This window comes from Coleofasciculus sp. E2-BRE-01 (genome assembly GCF_040221695.1).
Lineage (GTDB): Bacteria > Cyanobacteriota > Cyanobacteriia > Cyanobacteriales > Coleofasciculaceae > Coleofasciculus.
The window spans coordinates 1-24,826 of record NZ_JAVKEA010000221.1 but is presented as its reverse complement, the minus strand read 5'-3'; the positions used below and the strand labels follow the sequence as shown (position 1 = coordinate 24,826).

The following is a 24,826-nucleotide window of genomic DNA, read 5'->3' as shown; positions in this document are numbered from 1 at the left end:
CTCGTAGTGCTATATCAATTAGTTTTTAAGCATTACCCAACAGGCTAACGATGGCATTGAGTTTCGTTTCTCAACCCTTTAATCAGTCGCCCGCTAATATTCTGCCTCCACCGTGCGGTTAAATTGAATAAGGTTTGTTTCAGCTAATCGAAGTAAGCACCATAAAATATGTTCAGTATTAATTAATTTTTTGCCTTGAAGCCGAAGGACTTGTAAAGCAAGTTCTAGAACGAATAGTTGAGGGCTTTGTCATCCTGCTCAATTTTCAGGTCAAGCACCTAGAGAATTAATTGGACTTTGGTGTTTAACGACTGGAAACGAAATTGAGTCGGTTTTAACCGACTTGAGCTTTTAGCCAAGAACTTGAGTTCTTGGCAGATAATGGAAGAGAACTATCATTGAACATTACGTGCCATAATCAAGAATGCCTTCCCTTGTGTGGCTTGCGTAGAGCGAGACAGGAGTAAGCTGTTCGGCGTTTAAACCTTAATGTAAAAAATGGCTATCATCCTTGTAGTGCGAGCATCTTGCTCGCTACTAATACCCCATTTAAATGCATCACAGCTTAAAGAATGTCCTCACCTGTCAAGAGAGCTGCTATATCAAATCCAGCTCATGACTCACACTTGAGTCGTAACGGATGGCAATATAGGATAGCAGACTGAACAGGACTATAATTAGGAGCTTGGCTTTCCTGCGAAACCCATACCCATTATGGACGAGGGATTTAGCCATGAATCAATATGACTCAACAATACGATGTATATGGTCTCGGTAATGCCCTACTGGACATTGAATTAGAAGTTTCCCCAGAGGTACTTCAAGAATTGGGCATTGATAAAGGGGTGATGACGTTAATTGAAGAAGATCATCAGTACAAGATCCTGGAACGCTTAGAGGGTAAGTCCATGAAGCGCGGCGGTGGGGGATCGGCGGCAAATACAATGATTGCCCTGAGCCAATTTGGGGGCAAAGCGTTCTATTCCTGTAAAGTCGCTAATGATGAAGACGGACAGGTTTACTTGGGGGATTTGCTCCGCCTTAATGTTGACACAAACCTGCAATACCATGCTCCTGAAGCCGGAATTACGGGTAAATGCTTGGTGTTTGTCACGCCGGATGCCGATCGCACGATGAATACGTTCCTGGGAATTTCTGCAAGCTTTTCAGAAACGGAATTAGTCCCTGACGCGATCGCACAGTCCAAATATACCTATATTGAAGGGTATTTGGTCACGGGTGCTGCCAGTAAAGCGGCGGCGATTCAAGCCAGAGATCTTGCCAAAGCCGCAGGTCAAAAGATCGCCTTATCCCTGGCTGACCTCAATATGGTGAAGTTCTTTAAAGATGGATTGCTCGAAATCATCGGTTCAGGCGTGGATTTCCTCTTTGCCAATGAAAGCGAAGCCCTAAAAATGGCGGACACTGAGGATCTCACGGTTGCTGTTGATTACTTCAAAGGGTTGGCTAAGGGGTTTGCGATTACCCGTGGAGGGAAAGGATCGGTAATCTTTGATGGACAAGAGATAATCGAGATTGAGCCAGTTCCCGTTAAAGCAGTTGACACCGTTGGCGCAGGAGATATGTATGCAGGTGCGGTGCTTTACGGATTGACTCATAGTATGAGTTATGCTCAAGCTGGAGAGTTAGGATCTAAAGCAGCGGCAAAGTTGGTTACGAGTTTCGGTCCTCGCATGGACACAAAAGACACTCGTTCTCTATTGGATAGCTAATTCTACGGCAGAAAGCTCCTTGTCTTGTCCCTACCCTAAAATAAAAAACCTACACCTGTAAGGATTATGTAGGGGCGGGTTTCACTACTATCTTTTTGGTTACACCCAGATGTAACTAAACCCGCCCCGACTTGACGAATTAGGACTTACGCAGCTACGCCAACTATCGTGGCAATGGTGCGTTACGCTACGCTAACACACCCTACATATAGAGCCTTTGCGTAAATCCTACAAATGACAAATGACAAATGACGAATGACGAATGACGAATGACAAATTACTAAATTAGGAGAACTCTTATGGTTCAATCGAATACAAACCCGTTCAATGAACAAGAGCAATCAACTGTACCCGTACCTTCTGACGAAGGCAGAAACTATTCCTATTGCTCACTTCCTGAAGTGGCGCAGCGTGACTTGTCCGCAATTGTCGATCGGAATCGTGCCAATCTGATCCAATTTCTGGATAAGAAATGGGTAAACGGCACAATTTTACATTATTATTTCTTCGACCAGCCAACAGACTGGGCAACAACTGATACGGAAAAAAATGTTGTGCGTCAAGCCTTTGATGTCTGGAAGCAAGTGGGTATTGGACTGGAATTCAAGGAAGTGAACTCACCAGACGAAGCAGAAATCCGGATTGGCTTCCAGCGCGGAGATGGCGCTTGGTCTTATGTTGGCAGAGATGTTCTCAATATTGGACGAGATGAGCGGACAATGAATTTTGGTTGGGATTTAACCCGCTATCCTGGAGAAATTGACACCGCCGTGCATGAGATAGGTCATACCCTAGGATTTCCTCACGAACACCAAAACCCTAATGCTGGGATTGTTTGGGATGAAGAAGCCGTTTACACCGAACTCGCAGCACCTCCTAATAATTGGGATCGGGAAACCACCTATTACAATATCATTCGTAAAATTAACCCGGATACGGTACAAGGGTCAAACTGGGACCCCGACTCAATTATGCACTATCCCTTTGGCGCAGGTTTAATTCAAGCACCACCAAAATATCGGAATGGTTTAACTCCAGCACCTGGCTTATCAGAACGGGATAAAACTTGGGTCAAGCAGTTTTACCCACTCTTAGAAGAGGAAGATTACACCGAACTAAAACCCTTTCAATCGGTTCCCTTAACCCTCACACCTGGGGAACAGATGAACTTCCGTATTGAACCTGATGCGACACGATCCTATACGATTCGCACCTTTGGTATATCGGATACCGTTATGATTCTATTTGAAGAGGTCAATGGCGAACTCCGTTATCTTACCGGGGATGACGATAGTGGCGAAGACTATAATGCCGAGATTCAGGTCAAGTTATTCCGGGGGCGTCGATATGTTTTACGTATCCGACTCTACTATAGCGATCGCGCCGGAGAAACAGCCGTGATGATGTGGTAGGCTGTTCGGCATTGAGATTGAGATACCTATCAAGGAACTGGTGTTTAGACTAACCCATGATAAATGATGCCTGGGAACCTGGGAGGAAACTAGATCAGGGCACGATAGTATCGTGCCCCTACTAAATCAATTATCCCTAAGTAGGGACACGGCAATGCCGTGTCCTATTATCACCATCGTAGTCTAAACTCCAGAAGGAAGGTAACAGGAAATAACCAATTTCAATACGTTTTAACTTAAACCTTTTCCCCCACTATATTCGCTGGAATTTAGTGGGGGTTGCACTATTTCAAGGACGAGATCCCTATATTCTTAAATTTACCAACACCCAACACCCAACACCCAACACCCAACACCCAACACCCCATACCCGACACCCCACACCCCATACCCGACACCCTGTCTCCTTTTTAGCTGTCTTAACCCGCCCCTTGAGCTTACACACCCCTCATCTCCCCTCTACCACCAACTCCGGTACACGCCGGGGAATTTCATAGGTTAAGAAATCATACGCCAACTTGGTGTTCGGGAAAATGGCTTGGGCTTCCGCCAGCAAATCCTCTAATCCAATGTCATTTCCAGGTGCATAACGTGGGCTAAAATGGGTCATAATTAGCTGCTTAACGCCAGCGCTTAACGCCACTTGTGCCGCCATTGTTGATGTGGAATGTAACCGTTCAAATGCCAGTTGAGAATCCTGATGAGCAAACGTCGCTTCATGAATTAACACATCAGCATCCTGAGCAAGGTCTACCGCTCCATCACAATAGACCGTATCCGTACAGTAAACAAATTTACGTCCAACTTCAGGTTCTCCACACAAGTCTTTGCCCTGAATTTTACGCCCATCGGCTAGAGTGACTGTTTCTCCCCGTTTAAGTTGACCATAAATTGGTCCAGGTGGAATTTTTAATGCCTTCGCTTTTTCCACATCAAATCGTCCCGGACGATCTTTTTCAACGATGCGATATCCAAACGCCGTCACACGATGCTTGAGCGCTCCACAGATTACCGTATATTCCTCATCGTCGTAAATAACGCCGGGGCTAACGGTGTGTACCTGAGTGGGGAATGAAAAACGAGTATGAGAGTATTTGCCGCACGCTTTTAAGTAATCATTAAGACCAGGAGGACCATAAAGATCAACCCGATCAACATTACCCGCTAAACCACAGCTAGCCAGTAGTCCCATTAAGCCAAAGATATGGTCACCGTGCAAATGGGTGATAAAAATGCGGCGAAGTTGACTGGTTTTGAGTTCACTGCGTAAAAGCTGATGCTGAGTGCCTTCACCACAGTCAAACAGCCAAAACTCTGCCCGTTGAGGGAGACGCAACGTCACACTGGACACATTGCGCGATCGCGTGGGTACTCCGGAACTGGTTCCTAAAAACGTAATTTGCACAGGCTTGATCCTTGAACCTTAGTCGGGAAACAGACTCCCCTATTTATGTTACAGTTTTGCGTTGGTCATTGGTCATTTGTCATTGGTCATTGGTCATTTGTCATTTGCGATAATTGAACGGTGAGTCGGGGCGGGTTTAATTACATCTGGGTGCAACCAAAAAGATAGTAGTGAAACCCGCCCCTACACAATCTCCCCTATCTTCCCCATCTCCCCCATCTCCCCCATCTCCCCCAGCTTCCCTGCGATCAATCCACCTCGATTCGCACCGTTTGCACACCCGCTTCCACTGACACCTCGATCACCCTCGGTGGCTTAGGTTTGGGCATGACACTGATGTCACCATTGCTTTCTAGACGAGCCATTTCCACCTGCGTAGGTTCGGTGATTTTTCCCTTGAGACGCAACGATGATTCTAAATCTCTGTCACTAATATGACTTTTTCGCATCGCCTTGCGATTCACTTGACCCTCGCGAATTAACGTCCGGGGTCTACCCTTAACCCAAACATCAAAACGCTCAATATGAAAAGCCAGTGCTGACACTAGCCCATGCATTCCCACTAATACTAACGCTGCGCCTAATGTGGGAAAATAGGGCGCAGCCCCATTAATCGCACGACTCAAGGTAGACCCCAGAATCACACCCAACAGCACATCCATCGCCGCATGTTTACCGATAAAACGGCGATCGCCAATCACCCGCACCATGATCAGCGCCGCCCCGTAGATAACCGCTGCCCGTAATCCCATCTGCCACACATTGAGCGTTGGGGCTTCGAGTCCCAATGCCCAGCTAATTGTATTCCCAACTGCCTGCATCATCTTAATCCCTGACGTTAACTCGACGGCTCAGATCCGATCATCAGCACCGTAATCATACCTGCCAAGATAATTAACCCAACATTAATCGCCAGCAACTCCAAGCCACCAACCCCCCGAAGCGGATCATGGGACATAAATGCGATCGCAGCAGCAGCCGCCGCCGGGACTAATGCTAAAGCTGCAACCGTTCCCACTAATGTATCGACTTTCTGTTTCACTAAAGCAATGGTTCCAGACACCCCCGCCGCCAAAGCCACCACCACACTGTACCAACCCGGTTCTACCCGTTCTTCCAGTAGGGGTTTATTCAGGAGATTGTCATGAGAAGGCAGAATTGCGCTGGTATTGAATACCCATACAGTCGCCATGGCTGAAATTGTCGCCACGAATAGCCCGACTAGAGCCACAGTGAAACCTCGTAGCGCCAGCCTGGGTTGACCTGCAACTAGGGCAAAGGCGACCAATGATAACGGTAGAAACGCTGGGGCAATAATCATCGAACCAATCAGAATTGGAATCGAATTGTTCAACAAGGCAATGGCGGATAAAATGCCCGCCATGCCCATTAACACTAAATAAGAGGGTGAAAGCACCACTTCTTCCGAGAGTTGCTGGAGAATCTTGGGTTCAACCAGAGGGGGCTGGGGAGTTTGAATCAACTCGTTTGGTTTGTCCATGATTAGAAAATAGGGAACAGGAAATAGGGAACAGGAAATAGGGAATAGGACTCTAGGCAATAGGACTCTAGGCAATAGGAAATGGGAAGGGAGAGATTTCCCTGACAGGAGATTATACCGCTGGGATCGCCCCGCACTAGCCGATGAGCAAGAAACATGCTAAAAATATGCCTGTCAATCTTTTTAAGGGATGCAATCTTAGCCAGAGCAAAAATCAGCGTGCGGATTCTTGGTTCCAGTATCGGGAACGGAATAATCTAGCGACGACCAAGATTGGCAATTCCATCTCTGTTAATTATGAAACCGAGAGTAGTCTTCGGATAAGGAAGTTTTACAGATGACATCTAGACGTTTTCCCTTCACTGTGGTAAATATGCTCAAGTTAATGATTCGCTCTGGAGGGCGTCATTGGTGGCTCTCTTTTTTATTGTGGATGATCTTAGTCAGTCCCGCCCAAGCCCTAACGGAATTACGGGTGGCGATTGAAGAAGGCGTCAGTCGCGTTAAGGTGGGAAGTTCAACCAAAGCCATTGTTCGCGATAGCGCGGGTCAACCTGTGGGAGAACTGGCGCCGATGAATGGTTTTGACGCCCAATCTGGAGGAAGTGGGGTTCGTTTAGGTAACTGGAGTTCAGGATCACTGTGGATTGAACCCACTGAGGATGGTTTGGTTTGGATAGGCGATCGCTGGTATCGGGGGCGGACTCGATTAGTGGCGACGGGGGGACGATTAACGGCGGTTAATCATGTGGACTTTGAGCAATATCTCTACAGCGTGATTGGTTCCGAAATGAGTCCGAGTTGGCCCCAAGAAGCCCTCAAAGCCCAAGCGGTTGCGGCTCGTACCTACGCCCTCTATAAACGATCTGAATCAGGGAATAGCATCTACGATGTTGGTGATACAGTCAAGTGGCAAGTCTACAAGGGAATGGACACTGAAGCCGAAAGCACTCATACCGCCGTCAACGCCACAGCCGGACAGATTTTAACCTACGGCGGTGATGTGATTCTATCGGTTTTCCATTCCTCGTCGGGTGGACATACTGAAAATGTCGAAGATATTTGGAGTAAACCCCTAGCCTATCTGCGAGGAGTTCCCGATTATGATGTGGGCGCACCTGTCTATCAATGGACTCAAACCTTTTCCGGTAGCGAATTAGGACGCCGGATTGGTGGAGTTGGGCGCGTCACTTCTATGACCCCAGAACGGACAACTCCCCATGGGCGCGTTGTCACCATGCGAGTAAAGGGAACAGGCGGGAGTAAGCGGGTTAGTGGCAATGATATGCGTAAGGCGCTGGTACTGAAAAGCACCCTGTTTACGGTGAGTAATATGGGTGGCAGTTTTCAAGTTAGTGGTCGCGGGTATGGTCACGGATTAGGATTAAGTCAATGGGGGGCGCATAATCTAGCGCAACAGGGTGTTAACTATCAACAGATTTTGAGTCACTATTATCAACAGGCAGCAATTTCTCAGCTTCCGTAATTTAAGAACAGTAACCCAGGTTTGAGGGGCTTGGTTACAAAGCCCCTACCATTGTTTATTCTGAAGTTTCCCCCATCCCGATTGACGATTATCAGAGAAATACTGAAAGCATCAATGAAGAAGCCACATTAGATGGCTTATATGTGGTGAGAAGTTCCGTAAGAGAAGAAACGTTGACAACCGAAGAGACTGTCAAAGCTTATAAAAGCTTATCAAAAGTTGAGCAAGCCTTCCGCAGCTACAAAACAATTGACCCTGAGCGAAGTCGAAGGGTCAACATCGAATTTCGACAGGCTCAATTGCCGCGAAGTCGAGATGTTGATTTAAAGGTACGCCCTATCTATCATCGTAACAGTGATAGAGTGAAGGGCGTCAGCCTGATTTGTACCCAGTGAAGCCAAGAGTCAAATCGCCCTAAGCCTGGATATGCATACAGTGTAGCGATTTGTCAAAGGGGAACTTCAGATTAAAACTGCCCTCCTCGTAGAACTTTGCTGGCGAATTGGAAAAACCTAACCCCCCAGCCCCCTTCCCTGCGTAGCTTGCTTCCCCGAAGGGGTGGGAAGGGGGAGCAATGTAGAGACGTGCCATGGCACGTCTGGGAGCAGGGGGAACAGGGAACCGTTTTAAGGTTAAATTCCCCACCATAAGAGTCCACCCACTAATGCAGCAATAACAACCAGAGCCACCCAGATAAACTGATTATCTTTGGTATTAATCGTACTCAGATCGATCGCCTCCGGTTCAACTGACTTTTTCAAACTGGGATTGCTTCTAGTCACCCCACTACCCCGGCGATCTCTAGGATCACTTTCAGAAATAGCACCTAAATCGGGAATCTTGGTCATCCATTCTTCGGGTCGCTTGAGTTGGGGGGCTTGGAGGATGTAGAGTAAGCCTGTGGACTGTTTGCGAATCTCTAAGTCAGGATGTTTCGTCAATTGCTGACCGAGGGCGATCGCTTCCGTTTGTTGTCCGGCGGCTTCATAAGCTGTAACTAGCCACATTTGCGCCTCCCCCCCGACGCGAGAATTGCGGTTGATCAGGGCGCAGGCTTTTTCGAGATGCTTCACCGCAGCGCGATAGTCACCCCGCTCAAAGGTAGCTTTTCCAGTTTGGTATTCGACGCGGAACGGTTCTTTGTCATTGGTCATTGGTCATTGGTCAAAAACTTGACATCATTATCGAGACACTAAGTTAGTGCCATTGGGTGAAGTTGGAGCTGGCTTTAGGCTTGTATCTTGAAAGTACACGAAAATCCGTCGGAATTAAAGCGCTAAGGAACGAAGGGGTCAGCCTGATATTCCCTTCAAGGGTGGGACTGACAACCGTATTCATTTAAATAGGTACACTGATAAGAGGAAAGGATCGCCGGATAAGGGATCAAATTTTGCGCTTCACTAAATCACTGACTTGCTACATAACATATTTTGAGGTGAAACGATGCTGAAATTTTCTCTCCTGCAACGCCATTGGCTGAACATCATGCTCACGCCTTTAACTGTGGGAGTGGTTTGGATGATAGTGGGGGATAGCGCTGTAGACGCTAGACCAATTCAATCATCGCGCTGTTCTTCGGTGATTTATGGTAGCCCCATCCCAGCACCGGTGCCAGTTAATCCGGTCACAGGGCGACCTTGTGCCTTCTCCTCTGGGGGTTCATCCTATGGCAACGATCGCGATCGCGACGATTATCGATATAAAGAGCCGATTCGGGGAACCATTCGTGATTCTACACTAATTAACCCCACGATTATCGATTCCACTATTTCCGATTCTGTCCTGGTTGATCCTGTGATTATTGATACACCCCGGTCTACCAGACGCCGAGTTCGGTCAGGTAGAGTCCGCATCCGAGGCTCAAATGTGATTAATCGTTCTTCGGGAATCCGGATTCGGATTCGGTAATCAGTCCTAACGATAAAATTGTACTAAGTAGTCGGATTTTCATTAACGTTAACGGTTGAGATCAGGAAACTCACGAGCAGGGAACAGGAACAAGGAATTAAGGTTTTTTACAATTCTTAACTCAGCCCAACACACTTTATATCCAGGTACTTACTAGCTAATTTCTCGGATTAAACAGAAGCAACAATGGACTGAAACGACGTGTTTCAGTTCTCTAGACGATTTGAATTGAACTTCAAGCCAATGCCAGTCACTACCAAAACTCAGCAAACGAGTCGTTTTATCGATCCCTGGTCTTACATCGCTTTGGGAGCAGCAGGATTAGTGCTACTGGCATTAATGGGGTCTCAGTTCTTCTATAAAAGGCTGACATCAGAAACAGTATCCGTTGAACCAGAGGAATCGGTGCAACTGGAATCGACTCAACTCGAACCTCAACTTATTGGTGCGTTGCGGATTGATGTGAGAGCATTGCTGCCAAGCAATACCTGGGTGATCTACGAAATTCAAATTCTTGATCAAAATGGAGACGCGATCGCCTCTGCGATGAAGGAAGCCTGGAGTGAGTCGGGGACGTGGTACGAGGATGGAGAGTCAGGGAGTTGGTCGGAATCGGATTTGCAGGGAGGACTCGACGTTCAGGCAAAGAAAAATGAGCAAATAACCGTGGCAATTGCCATGTTGGAGTACGGTAACACCTCTGGACAAGAACTCCAACAACCCGTGGAATTTAAGGTGACGGTGGAAAATGGGGTTGTAGATACCCGCTATTTGTGGTCAGGTTTAATCGGTTCGACAATTTTGGGAATTATCGCCATCATTGCCACACCCGTCTCAGGGAAAACCGCGATCGCGAAAACTATTCAAGATAGCGATCCCAGTGGACGCGCTACGGTGGGAGGGGCTGATCAACTCGTGCGGGTCAAGATCAATGTTAAAGCTGACGAAACCTTCCCCCGACAACTCACCGCCCGTCTGGTTATTAATGATGCTTATGGGGAACAAGTCTATGCCCGTACTTTACCTATGCATCTAATCTTGGGAACAGAAGAGACCAGGAGGCATCAACTCCAATGTTTTTTCACCTTAGACCCTCGCAGTTCTTATGGGTTTCATGTCGAGGTGACGCCAGATGCACCCGTGGATCAGACCAAGCTGACAGTACGCGATCGCAACCGCACTCTGGTTCCCGTGGAGGTTGTCCACATTAGCCCATCTCCTTTATCGGATTATCCCCAAGATAAACACCCCTAATCAAGCACTCGTTCATTGTCTGAGTAGAGAACTCAAAACTCTGTTCATCCTAGGAGTTTCACAGATGTTAACTAAAATTTTTGCCGGGGCTGCGATCGCGATCGCCCTCTTGACAATTACAGCCGGATATACCCAGCGTTCTGCCCTTGTCCTACGAGCCGATAAACAGGACAACTATTGGCCCCGACATGGAACAGGATTATCGGGTCAATATCGGGGAGGAACCTGGATTCTTTTACCCAATCGGTCGTCTTATGGCGGATTTCGTGGCGGCGGTCCGAGTGCAGGAAAATAGGGATTCGTCATTTGTCATTCGTCATTTGTCATTCGTCATTTGTCATTTGTCATTTGTTATTCGTTGATTGGGAAATCTCTCCCCCATCTCCCTCATCTCCCCCATCTCCTGATAACTGATAACTGCTCATAACTAAAAATTCATGGCACATCAGGGAGTCTCAACAGACAACTCCAATGTTGAACCCGTCACTCAACCCCCGGTTTCATCATTAAATCGGCTGCAACGTCGGCTACTTTTAGCGGCGGCGGCGGTTTCCTCTAGCTGTGGATTAGCAGTTGAACTGTTACTAGGAACCCTGGCTAGCTACTTGGTGGGGAATCAAGCGCTGTCTTTTGGAGTAGCTATCGGCGGCTTTTTGGCAGCCATGGGAATTGGCTCTTACTTAAGTCAATTTATCGCGCCAAAGTCCCCTCCTTGGCTCCAACAACGCCAACTTCTGGTGGCATTTCTTCAAGTTGAACTGCTAATGGCTCCCCTGACGGCATTATTACCCTTAGGACTATTTGCCCTATTTGTCGTCAATGGTTTCCTCTGGTTGGGATTATTCCTGGTCACTATATTACTGGGCATTTTAGCGGGTTTGGAAGTTCCCCTACTGACGCGAGTGCTGGAATTGGAGGAGGGCGTGCGGGAGGCGCTGGCTGGGGTTTTGGCGCTGGATTATGTCGGGGCGTTGTTGGGTTCGTTGCTGTTTCCCGTATTGCTATTACCGTTAATTGGCTTATTCCCCGCCGCTTTTGTTCTGGGCGCATTACCCGCCTTTATGGTGTTTGCTATTGGACAGCAGTTTCCTCGGCTGCGCCGTTGGGGATATCTGGGCTTAAGTTTAGGCGTTATTCTGACATTATCCGCACCTGCCGCAATTCCCATCAGTAATCGGCTGGAAAATACGTTGTATCAAGCTCCTGTGATTACCCGGATTCAATCCCCCTATCAACGGATTGTCTTGACGCGCCGAGGACAAGATTTGCGATTGTTCTTGGATGGGGATTTGCAACTATCTACCCTGGATGAATACCGCTACCATGAAGCCTTGGTACATCCGGCGATGAGTGCCAGTCAGAACAGGCGTCGTGTGCTAGTCATGGGTGCAGGGGATGGGATGGCGGTGCGGGAAGTGCTGAAGTGGCAAGAGGTGGAACAAGTGGTGCTGATTGAGTTAGATGCGGAAGTGGTTAAGTTAGCCCAGTCTCATCCCCAGTTGGTGCGGTTAAATGGGGGAGCATTAACTGATTCGCGTGTTCAGGTGATTAACGCCGATGCCTTTGTTACAGCACCCGCCTTAAATGAAACCTTTGATGTAATTATCGCCGATTTTCCTGACCCTGACCGAGAAGTGCTTGCCAAGCTGTATGCGGAAGGGTTTTACCAGCGTTTGTTACCGCGACTGGCAGAGAATGGCGTTTTTGTCACCCAAGCCTCGAGTCCTTTTTTTGCCCCAGATGTTCTAAGCTGTATTGTGGCAACCCTATCGGATGTGGGATTATCAACTCATCCTTATGTGGCGAACGTTCCCAGCTTCGGACCTTGGGGTTTTGTCTTGGCGTCGCGGCAATCGATTCAAGCAGATAGGCTGACCTTATCGGTGTCAACGCGCTATCTGACTGAGCCGATTTTGCATCATTTATTTGAGTTGCCTGGGGATGTCCAATTAGGCAATGTGGAGGTAAATCGCCTCTCTCATCCCGTGATTGTGCGGTATCAATCTGACCCTCGTTGGACAGCCTATTAATCATTAGTCAATTGTAGGGGCGGGTTCAGGAACTACAATTGGCTATTGGTGAAATAACTGAACAACGAAACCCGCCCTAGCTAACCGATAACTGTTCAACTAAAATTGTGGAATAGATTTGACGTTTAACCCTTCGACTTCGCTTAGGGTTAAACCGGGTGCAAGCCTTGCGCCCCTACAATTCTAATCCACCAATTAAGGTGTGCCACGCCACTAGCTAACCGATAACTGTGCAACAAAACCTGCCCTTTGTCGTGTAGGGGCGGGTTTAGGAACTACAGTCAGCTATTGATAAAATAACTGTGCAACAAAACCCGCCCTTCTCCATCAGTAGTCAGTCATACGTCAGATGATAGTATTTGTTTGGATTGGAATTATTGTAATTATTGCTACGGCTGTTGTTTTGCTAGTCCTTCAGCAACGGGGACAGTTATCAGGACTTGGTGAACGTGGACGTTTACCCCTAGAAGAACGTACCGTTTTTACTCTGGAAGTTGGTGATATTGTCCAGTACATGGGGACAGATTGGGTAGTGGAGGGAAAACTGACTTACAATGTTGGCGACTATGCTTGGTACGAGTATTTACTGCAAGATGGAGAGCGTATTTGTTGGCTTTCTGTAGATGAAGATGACCGAGTAGAAGTGGCATTATTAGAGCCAACGCAGCAGTTAGAGATGAGTGGAGAACCTCCTAAGCAGTTAACCTTTGACGGTGACATCTATCGCTGTGTAGAATCTGGTGTGGCGGACATGACGCGCACAGGAACAACGTTGCACCGCACAGCAGAACGTTGTCGCTATTTTGATTATGAAGGAGCCAATAATAAGGTTCTCTCGATTGAGGAATGGGATGGTGATATTGAAGTCACTGTGGGAGAGCGTATTAATCCGAGAATGCTGACACTTCTGCCGGGAACAGGTGAACGGTTGTATGGAAGTTAAGGCAATGGTACTGACTTAAGGTTAGTGAGTAATGCCCATCCTACGGTACTATCATGCGGCACTAGAATAACTCTAATGGGTGAGGTTTTTTGATCCCCGTTAAGTGTACCTTACTACTAACCATCTCCAGTATCCCATACCCAGAACCATGAAATCCGCAGCACTTGACAAGTTTATTCACTTTTTACGAGAGGAGTTGGCGATTCCATCGTCAGCGATTTCCTTAGCCTTACGCCATCAGGAAGAGAGTCCTAATCTATTACCGATGACGTTGTGGCAATATGGACTCATTTCATTAGAGCAATTAGACCGAATTTTTGATTGGCTGGAAACCGCACAGCTTACTTTGTAAATCCTCTTTAGATTTTAACCTGTCTTGGTACGGCTATGTTAAGGAATGATTGGTGCGTTACGCTTTGCTAACGCACCCTACAGTTTGGCTGTAAATAGTTATAACTGGGGATTGGGTTTTTTTAACGGCTTTGGCAATGGCACGTCTGGAGAATGCTGCGCTTGATCAAGCTTATAGCCTTCACCTTGAAGTTGTTGCACAAATTGGGTTGACTCAAAGTCGGTTGGTTGTGTTGACGTTGGCGACTGTTTTTGTCCTTGGCTTTGGCGTCGAAGTTGTTTTAGTTTCGCTTTTCGTCCCATGATTACTCCCTCGATAAGGACTCAATAAACATCTGATGTTCTGCTGTGGCTATGCCCTGTTGGACAATCTCCAATACCTGGGCTAAATCTCCAGCAAGTAAGGCGGATTGTTTTAACCACAAGCCAGGAAAGGTTTCACTACAAATAATACCATTTTCATTGGGTTCTAGCTGGATATACTCACCCTCTTGTAACTTAAACCAATCGAATTGCTGATCATACACTCGCCACACTAAATACTCTTGTACCTGATTACGGCGGTAAACATTAAGTTTGTCATGTAAATCGATGGAGGCGGTACTGGCGGCAATTTCTACAATTAATTCGGGCGCACCTTCGACATAATCGTCATCGCTAACGTAGGATTGCCCTCCTCTCTCAATTCTTAATAACGCATCGGGTTGGGGTTCGTTATCAGTATCCAGGCGTACCGTTGTATTGTCTGCTAATCCGACTCCAGGAGTTGCTGCCCAGTAAGTACCCAACCATGTCATGATTCGAGCATGGGGTTCTCCATGTTTTCTGAGGCGTAACGGTGATGCCATATAAACGATTCCTTCGATTAATTCCGCTTTTTTTACCTGGGGGATAGCATGGTAGCGGCGCTCAAATTCGATGCGGGTGAGTTTATCGCCGTTTTCCAGCGGGGGAAGGGTTAAAGTTGATGCGATCGCACGTTGATCTATCATGGTTTTGTTCTCCTTAAGTTGAGCCAGATTCAGCCGTCAAAAGTGACGCCACCAATATTGTTCTAGCTGGTAGACTTGGCGCAGGTGTTGCAGGGCGGCTGTTGATAGCAACCCTTTGACAATGCCAACGAATTGTCCCCACGCTAGCAACTGCGATTCACTCGTTGCTCGGTTGAACTGATATCTATAGAATGTTGTCCAAAATTCTGGGGCAATTGGAGATTTCCAGCGCTTACGCCAACGCACCATATCTTGAGGGGTGGGAGGTTCGGCTTCCAGGATTGGTGGAAAGTCTGCGTAGCTGACGAATCGGCTCAACCCTTTACCGTGAACATAAACAATATTTTGCCAGCATTCAATGCGATAAATCTCGTCGGGAGAGCGGTTAAACAGCAAGGAAACTGTCTCGACGGTGACGAATCGTGCCAGGGGGTGACGGGTGGAGGATTTGTAATTTAGTTTTGATGCTTCAAAGGTGGGCGTTTTTGTGGTATGTGTTGATAACATAGAAGATACTTCCCATTTAATGGGGCATTGGTGCGATCGCTCTTAAGTTTGCGAGACAGAAAGAGCGATCGCTTTTTCAGGTTCTCTCATTAAACGATGCAACTGCATCATTTGTCAAGGATGGGGTTAGTTAGGCTAAAGATTCGAGAACTTGCACAAGAGAAGGGATGGACGTTGAAGGAAGTGTCCGACCGTTCTGGTGTAATTTACAGTACGGTGAGAAGTTATGCCCGTCGTCCTGGAATGTCAATGGTCGATTATACTGCCCTCTATAAGTTAGCTCGCACGTTTGATGTGATGATTGAGGATTTGGTTGAGATTTTAGAGGAGTAGAATCAAGCAAATCGTAATCATTTCTAATATCACTGAATAGCTGACTGAAATCTTGCACTGAACCTTTAATCGTTCTCGACACCTTTATGTTTTCGGGTTTCAGTGGTGTTTTAGGTAGTGAGCAAGATGCTCACACTACAAGAGGGGGGAGGACAGAGGATGCTTCGCTTTTGTTGCACGGGAGAAGGGGAACCGGATTCTCTTGCTCCCCTCTTGCTCCCCTCTTGCTCCCCTCTTGCTCCCCTCTTGCTCCCCTCTTGCTCCCCTCTTGCTCCCCTCTTGCTCCCCTCTTGCTCCCCTCTTGCTCCCCTCTTGCTCCCCTCTCCCAAGCTTGGGAGAGGGGCTGGGGGTGAGGGCTGGCGTGGGAGAGGGGTTGAGCTTAAGTTGCACGTCGGTGCGCCCCTACAGTCTCCGATATACTGTGTCAAAATTAACCTAAGTTTTGAGAATGGCACACCATGGTTTGGGCGACAGGGGATGCGCTTTATAACGGTAAGTACATCTTAGAGAGACAACTGGGACAAGGACGTTTGGGGATTACCTATCTGGTAAAGGATGGAGACGATTGTCGCTGGGTGATCAAAACCTTGAATGATGCACTCCTCAATTCCCTCACCCCACAAGAACAAAACCGACTGGAAACCAAGTTTTGTCAGGAAGCGGTAAAACTCAGAGGTTGTAATCATCCTCATATTGTTAAAGTCCGAGAACTTTTTAAACAGGGGAAACGGTGGTGCATTGTCATGGATTATGTGGATGGGGTAAGTTTAGCCTACCGCGCCCAGAAAATGCTCCCAGAAGCGGAAGCCCTCAATTATATTCAGCAAATTGGTGAGGCGCTGATTGAGGTGCATCGGGATGGTTTGATTCATCGGGATGTGAAACCGGGCAATATTATTGTCCATGTTCGTGATGGAAAAGCGGAAGCTGTTTTAATAGATTTTGATTTAGCGCTGGAGTTTGACTGCGAGGTAACTTCAGTACGGACAAAAGAAGCCTCAGACGGGTTTGCGCCAATGGAACTCTATTCCCGACTGGCTGAGAAACCGGGAGAATATACGGATGTTTATTCCTTAGCGGCGACGTTGTATGAACTGTTAACCGGACACAAACCTGTGAGTGCAATTAAGCGTAAGCTAGACCGTGAGCGTTTAGTTCCACCAAAAGAGTATAACGATCAGATTAGCGATCGCACAAATCGGCTGATTCTCCAGGGTATGAAGTTAGAACCCAAGCAGCGCCCCCAGTCGATGCGAGAATGGTTAGATTCTTTGGGGTTGATCCCCCCTCCCCCTGAACCGACGCCACCACCTGTGAAGAAAGGATTAACCTTAGAGCAAAAAATTGCGATCGCGGGATTGATTGTAGCGGTGCTAAGTTTAATTGTGGCATTCTTCGGACCTTTGTCAGACTGGATGGATCGATTAAAGCCTCAGTCACCCACCTCTCCTACTCCATCATCGACGATTTCGCCATAGACAATTCTAGAATTACCTCAAAATAGCCATGGTTTGGGCAACAGGGAAACAATTACAAGGCGGTAAATATGTGATTCAAGGAGTTCTGGGACAAGGTGGTTTCGGAATCACTTATAAGGCGCGGCACGTATCCCTCAATCATTATGTTGTCATTAAAACGCCTAACGAGTATCTTCAATACGAGCCAGATTATCACAAGTATGTGGCTCGATTTATTGAAGAAGCACAGATATTAGCCCGACTATCCAGAGATCCGCATCCCTCTATTGTCGGAGTGCATGACTTGTTTCAAGAAGGGATAATTTCCTGCTTGGTGATGAATTTTGTGGATGGGGAAAATTTATTTGAGTTAGTCAGGCGCAGGGGAGCGATACCAGAAGCTGAAGCGGTGAGATATATTCGCCAAATTGGGGAAGTTTTAACTCTAGTGCATCAGGTAGGGTTGACTCATCGAGATGCTCATCCGGGCAATATTTTATTACGGCAAAATGGCAAAGCGGTTTTAATTGATTTTGGTATTGCTAAAGAACTGGTTCCCTCAACATACACTTCAACAGGAGCAGTTGGTAATGAGGGATTTGCGCCTTATGAGCAGTTACTCCGGGGAAGTCGGGAGCCAAATGTCGATGTTTATTGTTTAGCGGCAACGCTTTATTATACACTGACAGGTCAACGTCCTACTAAGAGTTTGGATCGCAAGCTTTATCAGGAACCTTTGATTGAACCTCGGCGAATTGTTCCAGGGATTAGTAAGCAGGTCAATCGGGCAATTCTCAAAGGGATGGCGTTGAAGCCAAAAAAGCGTCCTCAGTCGATGCAGGCGTGGTTGAAGTTGCTGGAAGAGCCAAGAGCAGTAACTCCGCCTCCAGCTGCTCGAGTTCACAGGCAAGAGGTTGTTCGTCCTTCAGACCATCAGACTTCTAGGCAACCTTCTAAAACAGCAGATGCTCGAAAAACCAGAACTAATCCGTGGGCTTTGCTAACGCTATCAGCAGGATTCTACCTAGTGATAGGCTTTTTGTTTGGTCAGGAGCTTGAAGTTTTGGGTGTGGTTGTGGCTTGTGCTATGTCTGCGACTTGTGCTATGCCTGTGGCTTGGCCTAGGTCTGTGGCTTGGGCTGTGCCTGTGTTTTGGGCTGCTGGGGCTTTGGTTGAAGCTGCGTCTTGGATTATGTTTTGGATTATGGCTGTGCCTACGGTTTTGGTTGAGGCTGGGGTTAGGGAGGGGTTACAAGAATCCTTCAGCAAGTTTCACACCTTTCTAATTTTGCTGGGAACATCTTGGTTAGGACTTGGATTAGGATGGCTTTTGGCTTCAATATTCTAGTGAGAAACTCAGCCGTTAAGACTAAGATACAGTTAGAGCTGTTATCCCTAGGTTCCGATGACTTCTACGGCTAACTCACCAACCTTTCCCAAAACCCTACCTGACCATACTCAATTACCAGAATCTGATGGTACATTTGGGAACAACTTTCTCATCCCCAGCTAATAAGGGTCGGTTTTTTAAGATTGGGGTGAAGGTAAGACAAAATATAATGGAAAAATAACTATCAAAGAAACAGTAGTACAGTTGATTTAACAGCAACTATGACAACACAACTGGTATACCAAACCGATCACGAAATCATTTATCCCGATAGTGACGGAAAACCGATAGCAGATAATACAATTCAATTCCGCTGGATTACCGTCATTTATTATAACTTGGCTTGGCTATTTGCCTCAGATAATACTGTTTTTGTGGCGGGAGACTTACTTTGGTATCCAGAGGAAGGGAATAACAAATTACGCCAAGCTCCAGATGTGATGGTCGTGTTTGGCGTACCGAAAGGAGATAGAGGATCTTATCAGCAGTGGCAAGAAAATGATATCGCGCCCCAGGTTGTGTTTGAAATTCTTTCTCCAGGAAACAGGCGAAAGGAAATGAACCGGAAGTTGTTATTTTACGATCGCTATGGAGTCGAAGAATACTATCTCTACGATCCCCATAAAAACCGCTTAATGGGATGGAGTCGCTCAGAATCGTGGCTCGATGTCATTGAGCAGATGAATGGTTGGGTTTCCCCTCGGTTGGTAATTCGCTTTGAACTCACTGAAGAAACATTAGTGATTTACCGCCCTGACGGTCAACTGTTTGCTGATTATCTAGAGGTACAGCGACAGTTACAAGTTGCCCAAAACCGGGCGATTGTTGCAGAAGAACAACTCGAACAGGAACGTAAAAAAGCAGAGCGATTAGCCGAACAATTGCGAGCCGCAGGTATTGAACCCGATTTGTGATCTGATTTTTCGTACCATTAGATTGAGAATTTACGTAAATTTGCGGCAACGGCGCTACATGTCAGGGCACGACAATGCCCATCCGTGTTCATTTAAGGTGAGAACTAATGCTGGCAAGTATTTTACCCTCATCCCCTAACCCCTTCTCCCACCCCCCTCGTTCCCCCCTACAAGAGGGGGAGGACAGAGGATGCTTCGCTTTTGTTGCACAGGAGAAGGGGAACCGGAACGATTAATGATAAAAGATGTAGCTGGCTATATTTGAAATATACAGCCTCGTTGTAAGTTCGTGAGTTATAGTATTTTTCCCTAATCAATTAGTATCACTATGTAGGTATAATTCATTTACCTGCAATCTGCTGTAACACCTTTCTTGCTCCCCTCTCCCCTGAGTGGGAGAGGGGCTGGGGGTGAGGGGTTTCACCTTAAATTGATACCAATGGGCAATGTTGTACATCTACAATAGGTAGATTAAAATAGACCTATCGTTTAAATTAAAATAAAAAATGTATTGTATTAGACCGTGGTTATACATAGGCAAATATAGAGAAAGTCTAGATTATGACTTGCTCCAGCATCACCAAATTGGTGCAATGTTACACCTAGCTGAAAAGGTACAACAGCCTAATATTATATCCCATTATATTCCCGTTGAAGATGGTCAACCGCTGCCTTTTGAACAGCTAAAAGCAGGTGTTGAGTTTGTTCGCCAGGAAAAAGCCAAGAGTAAAACGGTGCTAATTGTCTGTGGTGCAGGAATCAGTCGTTCCAGTTTATTTGCTGTAGCTACCTTAAAAGAAGAAGAAAATCTGAGTTTGCTGGATGCATTTCGGCAAGTTCAGATTAAACATCCACAGGCAAGTCTACATCCAAACCTGTGGAAATCCTTATGCGAATATTACCATGAAACTATTTCGTACAAGACCATTTTGAAACTGATCCTGCAAGCCAAATCTGGTAAGCTATCACGCATTTAAATTGGGTATAAGCTGTCATGCATTTAAATTGGGTATTAGTAGCGAGCAAGATGCTCGCACTACAATGCTTTCGCCATTATGGCAAAATAGACGATACTAATAATAGTTTAGGTAGACCTGATACACAATTTTCAGTCCACTTTAGTGGACTTAAGCTGTTAGCCAAGAACTTGAGTTCTTGGCGAATGTGCGGACTGATTTAAAATGGTACAAGATATCAAAAGGTTTTAGCTCTGAGCCAATTTAATTCAGAACTGTTGTTTTTAAACTTAAGCCACCATGCAACCCAATCACTCCACTCGCAAATACAAACGACGCCGCGTTCTGCGTTTAGCCGCACTCGCTGCGGGAACCTCAATTCTACCTTCAGCTTGCAGAACCGGGAATTCCACCTCGTCAACACCTGATGCAGCCGTTGATGCAACCGTTCCCACCACCACAGCCACCCCCATCGCTCAGTCTCCATCCGGTAATGTGAGTAAAGTGGTTCTGGTGCGTACTGATGACCGAGTTGCAGGAACTCAAAAAGCACTGGACTTGCTACAACCTGAAGGACTCTCTGATCGCACTATATTCCTTAAACCCAACTATAACACCGGAGATCCGGCTCCAGCCGCAACAGATACGCAACTCCTAGAGGCGCTGGTGCAAGAGTTACAGACGGCTGGAAGCCAAGGAATTACAATAGGCGATCGCTCTGGGATGGCAGATACTCGTCAAGCCATGGAACAAAAACAGGTGTTTCAATTGGCAGATCGCTATGGCTTAGAAACGATTGTTTTTGATGAGATGGATGCCGATCAATGGCAGTATATTTCCGCCGAGGGAACCCACTGGCAAAAAGGCTTTGCCTTTGCTCGTCCGATTTTAGATGCAGGGGCGATTGTTAATACCTGTTGCTTGAAAACTCATCGTTTTGGCGGTCATTTTACCCTGTCGCTGAAAAATTCCGTGGGGATGGTTGCCAAATATGTGCCGGGGGATTCGTTTAATTATATGCAGGATTTACATTCCTCTCCTCACCAACGAGTCATGATTGCCGAAATTAACCAAGCCTACAAACCCGCGCTGATTCTATTGGATGGGGTAGACGCCTTTGTCAATGGTGGACCCGCCTCTGGGAAGAAGGTAAAAGCCGAGGTAATGCTAGCGGGAACCGATCGCGTGGCGGTTGATGCTGTCGCCATTGCCATCTTGCGATCGCTTGGCACTACTGATGCGGTTTCTAGTGGTTCAATTTGGCAGTTAGAGCAAATTCAACGAGCCGTAGAACTAGGATTAGGTGCTAGCAGTGCTGAACAAATCGAATTGGTAACGGCGGATAGCGCTAGCCAAACCCTGGCAGATCAAATCCGTCAACTCTTAATATAACTGAAGAACAGAAAGTCGAAGATTGTGCAATGGATAAAGTGAGCCAATATCGACAGATTGTTCAAGACATCCTAATTGCCCATAGCCAAATCAAACCTGCCTATGGCGAAATCGAGATGGATGTTTTGTTCGATCAAGATCGAGATCATTATCAAGTTGTACGCACGGGATGGCTTCAAAAAAAACGTGTATACGGTGCCCTAATTCATATTGATATTAAAGGAGAGAAACTTTGGATTCAGTATGATGGTACAGAAGTCGGCGTAGCTAATGAACTGATTGAATCCGGCATTCCTAAAACAGATATTGTCCTAGCCTACCATTCACCTTTCCTTCGCCAGTACGACGGTTTCGCAGTTAGTTAAACTGAAGTTCCCCCAGAACAAAAGAACGGAAACATTGACCAGTCAATCTTTATCCCTTCTGCCTTCTGCCCTCTGCCCTCTGCCTTTTGCTATACAATTCCATAACCTTGGTAATCGGTAGCCGTGACTGTACGCCAATGGTTAAAGGAGAGGTATGTCCCCGATTCAGATGATCCGCCGCCGCACAACCAATCATGGCAGCGTTATCGGTACAATATTTAATCGGTGGGAAAAGAACGCGCAACTTGTGAGATGACGCCGCCGCTTGTAGGTGCTGTCTCAATCCACTATTTGCCGCAACGCCTCCCCCAACAGCAATAGTCGTTAACCCATAATCGATCGCGCAATTAACCGCCCGTTTAGTGAGCGATCGCGCTACGGTTTCCTGGAACGACGCCGCAATATCCGGAACGGGTAATTCATCCCCTTTTTGTTCTAATTGTTGCACTAACCGTAAGACAGCCGTCTTCAACCCGCTAAAACTAGAATCATAAGGGTGATACCCGCCACTCGGACGAGATACCCTTCCTTCGGGTAACTTAAAAGCATGAGGATTCCCTTCCTTGGCTAACCGATCAATCGCCGGACCTCCAGGATAACCCAGGTGTAACAATCGGGCTACTTTATCAAAAGCCTCACCTGCGGCATCATCACGAGTTGAACCCAGCATTTCATAGACGCCACAATCCTTAACATAAATTAAACTGGTATGACCCCCAGACACCAACAAACATAAAAACGGCGGTTCGAGTTCAGGTTCAATCAGATAGGTGGCATAAATATGCCCTTCTAAGTGATGCACTCCCAGAAACGGCTTACAATGAACCATCGCCAGGGTTTTCGCCGCCGTTAACCCCATCAACAGGGAACCCACCAAACCGGGCGCACAAGTCGCTGCGATGCCATCAATCGCCTCCCAACCCAGATTCGCTTCCGTTAAAGCTTGCGCGATCGCCGTATTAATCATTTCCAGATGCGATCGCGACGCCACTTCCGGCACAATCCCCCCATAAGGCTGATGTACCGGAATCTGAGATGCCACGACATTACTACAACAAGTGCGATCCTGCACCACCGCCACGGCGGTTTCGTCACAACTGGTTTCTATGGCTAAAACACAAGCCATCCGCCCATCACCTGAAACAATCAATTTACATTTTAATTAAATAAACTTTACTCGGTTCAACCTCTCAGAGTAATATTGCTGGAGTGTACAAATCGTTTCTGTGTTTTGTACATAAAACTTTTGATTTCGTAACAAAAGGAAACAATTCTATGCGACGATTGTTGGCTCTACTTTTCGCCGTTACCCTCTGGTTTAGCTTTGTCACCCCAGCCTTGGCTGATTTTGACCATCTCACACCCTGTAGTGAATCACCTGCGTTTCAGCAACGAGCTAAGAACGCCCGTCCAACCACCGATGACCCCGAGTCCGGGAAAAAACGCTTTGAGCGTTATTCTGAAGCCCTCTGTGGTGATGACGGACTGCCTCACTTGATTGCCGATGGTCGCTGGAGTCGAGCTGGTGACTTTCTGATTCCTAGCATTCTCTGGCTATATATGGCTGGCTGGATTGGTTGGGTTGGTCGCGCCTATTTACAAGCGATTCAAAGCGAAAAGAATCCCGAAGAAAAAGAAATTATCATCGACGTGCCTTTGGCAATTAATAAAATGCTCTTTGGTTTTGCTTGGCCCCTAGCCGCCGTGCAAGAAGCCCTCTCTGGCAAATTATATGCCAAGGCGGATGAGGTTCCCGTATCCCCTCGCTAATCTAGAGATTGGCAAATTGATTGACTTACCTTACCTATTACGTTCAGGAGAAGTGTGATGCAGTATTTTCTCAAGTATCTGTCCTTAGCCCCGGTGTTAATTGCTGTTTGGCTAACCATTACCGCCGGAATTTTGATTGAATTTAACCGCTTTTTCCCGGATCTTCTTTTCCATCCGATGCCTTAAACCGACTGGTGGATATAGATTGAGGAGAGAATTTGTTGGTATTGTTATTTGGTGACATCCTCCCAACAGAATTGCCACCACAAGCTATCCAAAAATCCGACTTATAAGGATTAGTTGTAGCCGGAAAACTCGCTATTGCTTCATCGTAATTTTGAGTTTCCCAAAAATAATCCCGTCCCCCTAATTGGCGAGGACGGGATTTTTGATGAGGGATGGGGAAGATGGGGAAGATGGGGAAGATGGGGAAGATGGGGGAGATGGGGGAGATGAGGGAGCTGGGGGAGCTGGGGGAGCTGAGGGAGCTGGGGGAGATGAGGGAGATTGGGGAGATGGGGAAGATTGGGGAGATGGGGGAGATGATAAAGTTAACTCAAAACTCTACCTTATATTGCCTATTCCCTGACGAATGACCAATGACCAATGACCAATGACCAATGACCAATGACCAATGACCAATGACCAATGACCAATGACCAATGACCAATGACCAATGACCAATGACCAATGACCAATGACCAATGACCAATGACCAATGACGAAA

The 24,826-nt window shown here is 46.8% G+C and carries 27 protein-coding genes and 2 pseudogenes; 21 read left to right on the top strand and 8 right to left on the bottom strand.

Features of this window, described 5'->3' with window-relative positions; genetic code table 11:
* Positions 1-743: 743 nt before the first annotated feature.
* A complete protein-coding gene (locus RIG66_RS30750; RefSeq protein WP_446383452.1) occupies positions 744-1,733 on the top strand; it encodes an adenosine kinase in 990 nt (329 codons plus the stop codon).
* Between the two features lie 299 nt (positions 1,734-2,032).
* On the top strand, positions 2,033-3,145 hold the full coding sequence (locus tag RIG66_RS30745) for a matrixin family metalloprotease (RefSeq protein WP_446383450.1): 1,113 nt from the start codon (positions 2,033-2,035) through the stop codon (positions 3,143-3,145).
* A gap of 448 nt (positions 3,146-3,593) precedes the next feature.
* On the opposite strand, the gene RIG66_RS30740 is transcribed toward RIG66_RS30745, so the two are convergent.
* The 3 genes from RIG66_RS30740 to RIG66_RS30730 all read right to left on the bottom strand — a co-directional run bounded on the left by RIG66_RS30740 (position 3,594) and on the right by RIG66_RS30730 (position 6,051).
* Positions 3,594-4,550: a ribonuclease Z gene (locus RIG66_RS30740; RefSeq protein ID WP_446383448.1), complete on the bottom strand. Its 957-nt coding sequence runs from the start codon at positions 4,548-4,550 to the stop codon at positions 3,594-3,596.
* Between the two features lie 248 nt (positions 4,551-4,798).
* The gene (locus RIG66_RS30735; RefSeq protein ID WP_446383446.1) at positions 4,799-5,374 is read right to left on the bottom strand and encodes a DUF421 domain-containing protein; all 576 of its coding nucleotides are present in this window, start codon (positions 5,372-5,374) and stop codon (positions 4,799-4,801) included.
* Positions 5,375-5,388: 14 nt separating this feature from the next.
* Positions 5,389-6,051, bottom strand: coding sequence for a DUF389 domain-containing protein (locus RIG66_RS30730; protein WP_446383444.1), 663 nt, complete (start codon positions 6,049-6,051; stop codon positions 5,389-5,391).
* Between the two features lie 337 nt (positions 6,052-6,388).
* Here RIG66_RS30730 and RIG66_RS30725 point away from each other — a divergent pair, with 337 nt between their 5' ends.
* Positions 6,389-7,537: a SpoIID/LytB domain-containing protein gene (locus RIG66_RS30725; protein ID WP_446383442.1), complete on the top strand. Its 1,149-nt coding sequence runs from the start codon at positions 6,389-6,391 to the stop codon at positions 7,535-7,537.
* An 89-nt stretch (positions 7,538-7,626) separates the two neighbouring features.
* Positions 7,627-7,923: pseudogene (locus RIG66_RS30720) on the top strand (IS1634 family transposase); the annotation flags it as partial.
* A 246-nt stretch (positions 7,924-8,169) separates the two neighbouring features.
* Here RIG66_RS30720 and RIG66_RS30715 read toward each other — a convergent pair.
* The gene (locus RIG66_RS30715) at positions 8,170-8,691 is read right to left on the bottom strand and encodes a hypothetical protein (protein ID WP_446383440.1); all 522 of its coding nucleotides are present in this window, start codon (positions 8,689-8,691) and stop codon (positions 8,170-8,172) included.
* 289 nt (positions 8,692-8,980) lie between these two features.
* Here RIG66_RS30715 and RIG66_RS30710 point away from each other — a divergent pair, with 289 nt between their 5' ends.
* The 6 genes from RIG66_RS30710 to RIG66_RS30685 all read left to right on the top strand — a co-directional run bounded on the left by RIG66_RS30710 (position 8,981) and on the right by RIG66_RS30685 (position 14,024).
* Positions 8,981-9,445 (top strand): hypothetical protein, encoded by a 465-nt coding sequence (locus RIG66_RS30710; protein WP_446383438.1) that lies wholly within the window; start codon positions 8,981-8,983, stop codon positions 9,443-9,445.
* Between the two features lie 243 nt (positions 9,446-9,688).
* Positions 9,689-10,699 carry a hypothetical protein gene (locus tag RIG66_RS30705; protein WP_446383436.1) on the top strand — a complete coding sequence of 337 codons (1,011 nt, stop codon included), beginning with the start codon at positions 9,689-9,691 and terminating at the stop codon, positions 10,697-10,699.
* A 64-nt stretch (positions 10,700-10,763) separates the two neighbouring features.
* On the top strand, positions 10,764-10,994 hold the full coding sequence (locus RIG66_RS30700; protein ID WP_446383434.1) for a hypothetical protein: 231 nt from the start codon (positions 10,764-10,766) through the stop codon (positions 10,992-10,994).
* A gap of 142 nt (positions 10,995-11,136) precedes the next feature.
* A complete protein-coding gene (locus RIG66_RS30695) occupies positions 11,137-12,729 on the top strand; it encodes a polyamine aminopropyltransferase (RefSeq protein ID WP_446383432.1) in 1,593 nt (530 codons plus the stop codon).
* A 352-nt stretch (positions 12,730-13,081) separates the two neighbouring features.
* Positions 13,082-13,672, top strand: coding sequence for a DUF4178 domain-containing protein (locus tag RIG66_RS30690; RefSeq protein WP_446383476.1), 591 nt, complete (start codon positions 13,082-13,084; stop codon positions 13,670-13,672).
* Positions 13,673-13,820: 148 nt separating this feature from the next.
* Positions 13,821-14,024: a DUF2949 domain-containing protein gene (locus RIG66_RS30685; RefSeq protein WP_446383430.1), complete on the top strand. Its 204-nt coding sequence runs from the start codon at positions 13,821-13,823 to the stop codon at positions 14,022-14,024.
* A 98-nt stretch (positions 14,025-14,122) separates the two neighbouring features.
* Here the strand turns inward: RIG66_RS30685 and RIG66_RS30680 are convergent, their stop codons facing one another.
* The 3 genes from RIG66_RS30680 to RIG66_RS30670 are packed head-to-tail and all read right to left on the bottom strand — an operon-like array spanning position 14,123 to position 15,522.
* Positions 14,123-14,326 carry a hypothetical protein gene (locus tag RIG66_RS30680; RefSeq protein WP_006099191.1) on the bottom strand — a complete coding sequence of 68 codons (204 nt, stop codon included), beginning with the start codon at positions 14,324-14,326 and terminating at the stop codon, positions 14,123-14,125.
* 2 nt (positions 14,327-14,328) lie between these two features.
* Positions 14,329-15,015, bottom strand: coding sequence for a Uma2 family endonuclease (locus tag RIG66_RS30675; protein ID WP_446383428.1), 687 nt, complete (start codon positions 15,013-15,015; stop codon positions 14,329-14,331).
* Between the two features lie 36 nt (positions 15,016-15,051).
* The gene (locus RIG66_RS30670) at positions 15,052-15,522 is read right to left on the bottom strand and encodes a hypothetical protein (RefSeq protein ID WP_446383426.1); all 471 of its coding nucleotides are present in this window, start codon (positions 15,520-15,522) and stop codon (positions 15,052-15,054) included.
* A gap of 120 nt (positions 15,523-15,642) precedes the next feature.
* On the opposite strand from RIG66_RS30670, the gene RIG66_RS30665 reads away from it, so the two are divergent.
* The 8 genes and pseudogenes from RIG66_RS30665 (at position 15,643) to RIG66_RS30630 (ending at position 22,329) form a co-directional block, all read left to right on the top strand.
* The gene (locus RIG66_RS30665; protein ID WP_446340786.1) at positions 15,643-15,855 is read left to right on the top strand and encodes a helix-turn-helix domain-containing protein; all 213 of its coding nucleotides are present in this window, start codon (positions 15,643-15,645) and stop codon (positions 15,853-15,855) included.
* A gap of 458 nt (positions 15,856-16,313) precedes the next feature.
* The gene (locus tag RIG66_RS30660; protein WP_446383424.1) at positions 16,314-17,333 is read left to right on the top strand and encodes a serine/threonine protein kinase; all 1,020 of its coding nucleotides are present in this window, start codon (positions 16,314-16,316) and stop codon (positions 17,331-17,333) included.
* 28 nt (positions 17,334-17,361) lie between these two features.
* The gene (locus tag RIG66_RS30655; RefSeq protein WP_446383422.1) at positions 17,362-18,660 is read left to right on the top strand and encodes a serine/threonine protein kinase; all 1,299 of its coding nucleotides are present in this window, start codon (positions 17,362-17,364) and stop codon (positions 18,658-18,660) included.
* Positions 18,661-18,717: 57 nt separating this feature from the next.
* Positions 18,718-18,810, top strand: a pseudogene (locus tag RIG66_RS30650) (Uma2 family endonuclease); the annotation flags it as partial.
* A 113-nt stretch (positions 18,811-18,923) separates the two neighbouring features.
* On the top strand, positions 18,924-19,616 hold the full coding sequence (locus RIG66_RS30645) for a Uma2 family endonuclease (RefSeq protein ID WP_446383420.1): 693 nt from the start codon (positions 18,924-18,926) through the stop codon (positions 19,614-19,616).
* A 506-nt stretch (positions 19,617-20,122) separates the two neighbouring features.
* Positions 20,123-20,593: a dual specificity protein phosphatase family protein gene (locus tag RIG66_RS30640; protein WP_446383418.1), complete on the top strand. Its 471-nt coding sequence runs from the start codon at positions 20,123-20,125 to the stop codon at positions 20,591-20,593.
* A 279-nt stretch (positions 20,594-20,872) separates the two neighbouring features.
* Entirely contained in the window at positions 20,873-21,964 is a 1,092-nt protein-coding gene (locus RIG66_RS30635) for a DUF362 domain-containing protein (protein ID WP_446383416.1), read from the top strand.
* 29 nt (positions 21,965-21,993) lie between these two features.
* The gene (locus RIG66_RS30630; RefSeq protein WP_446383414.1) at positions 21,994-22,329 is read left to right on the top strand and encodes an element excision factor XisI family protein; all 336 of its coding nucleotides are present in this window, start codon (positions 21,994-21,996) and stop codon (positions 22,327-22,329) included.
* Between the two features lie 49 nt (positions 22,330-22,378).
* Here the strand turns inward: RIG66_RS30630 and tsaD are convergent, their stop codons facing one another.
* Positions 22,379-23,455: a tRNA (adenosine(37)-N6)-threonylcarbamoyltransferase complex transferase subunit TsaD gene (tsaD, locus tag RIG66_RS30625; protein WP_446383412.1), complete on the bottom strand. Its 1,077-nt coding sequence runs from the start codon at positions 23,453-23,455 to the stop codon at positions 22,379-22,381.
* A gap of 149 nt (positions 23,456-23,604) precedes the next feature.
* On the opposite strand from tsaD, the gene RIG66_RS30620 reads away from it, so the two are divergent.
* The 3 genes from RIG66_RS30620 to RIG66_RS30610 all read left to right on the top strand — a co-directional run bounded on the left by RIG66_RS30620 (position 23,605) and on the right by RIG66_RS30610 (position 24,688).
* Positions 23,605-24,099: a Photosystem I reaction center subunit III gene (locus RIG66_RS30620; protein WP_446383410.1), complete on the top strand. Its 495-nt coding sequence runs from the start codon at positions 23,605-23,607 to the stop codon at positions 24,097-24,099.
* 57 nt (positions 24,100-24,156) lie between these two features.
* Positions 24,157-24,285, top strand: coding sequence for a photosystem I reaction center subunit IX (gene psaJ / locus RIG66_RS30615; RefSeq protein WP_006099310.1), 129 nt, complete (start codon positions 24,157-24,159; stop codon positions 24,283-24,285).
* A 205-nt stretch (positions 24,286-24,490) separates the two neighbouring features.
* Entirely contained in the window at positions 24,491-24,688 is a 198-nt protein-coding gene (locus RIG66_RS30610) for a hypothetical protein (protein ID WP_446383408.1), read from the top strand.
* Positions 24,689-24,826 lie beyond the last annotated feature (138 nt).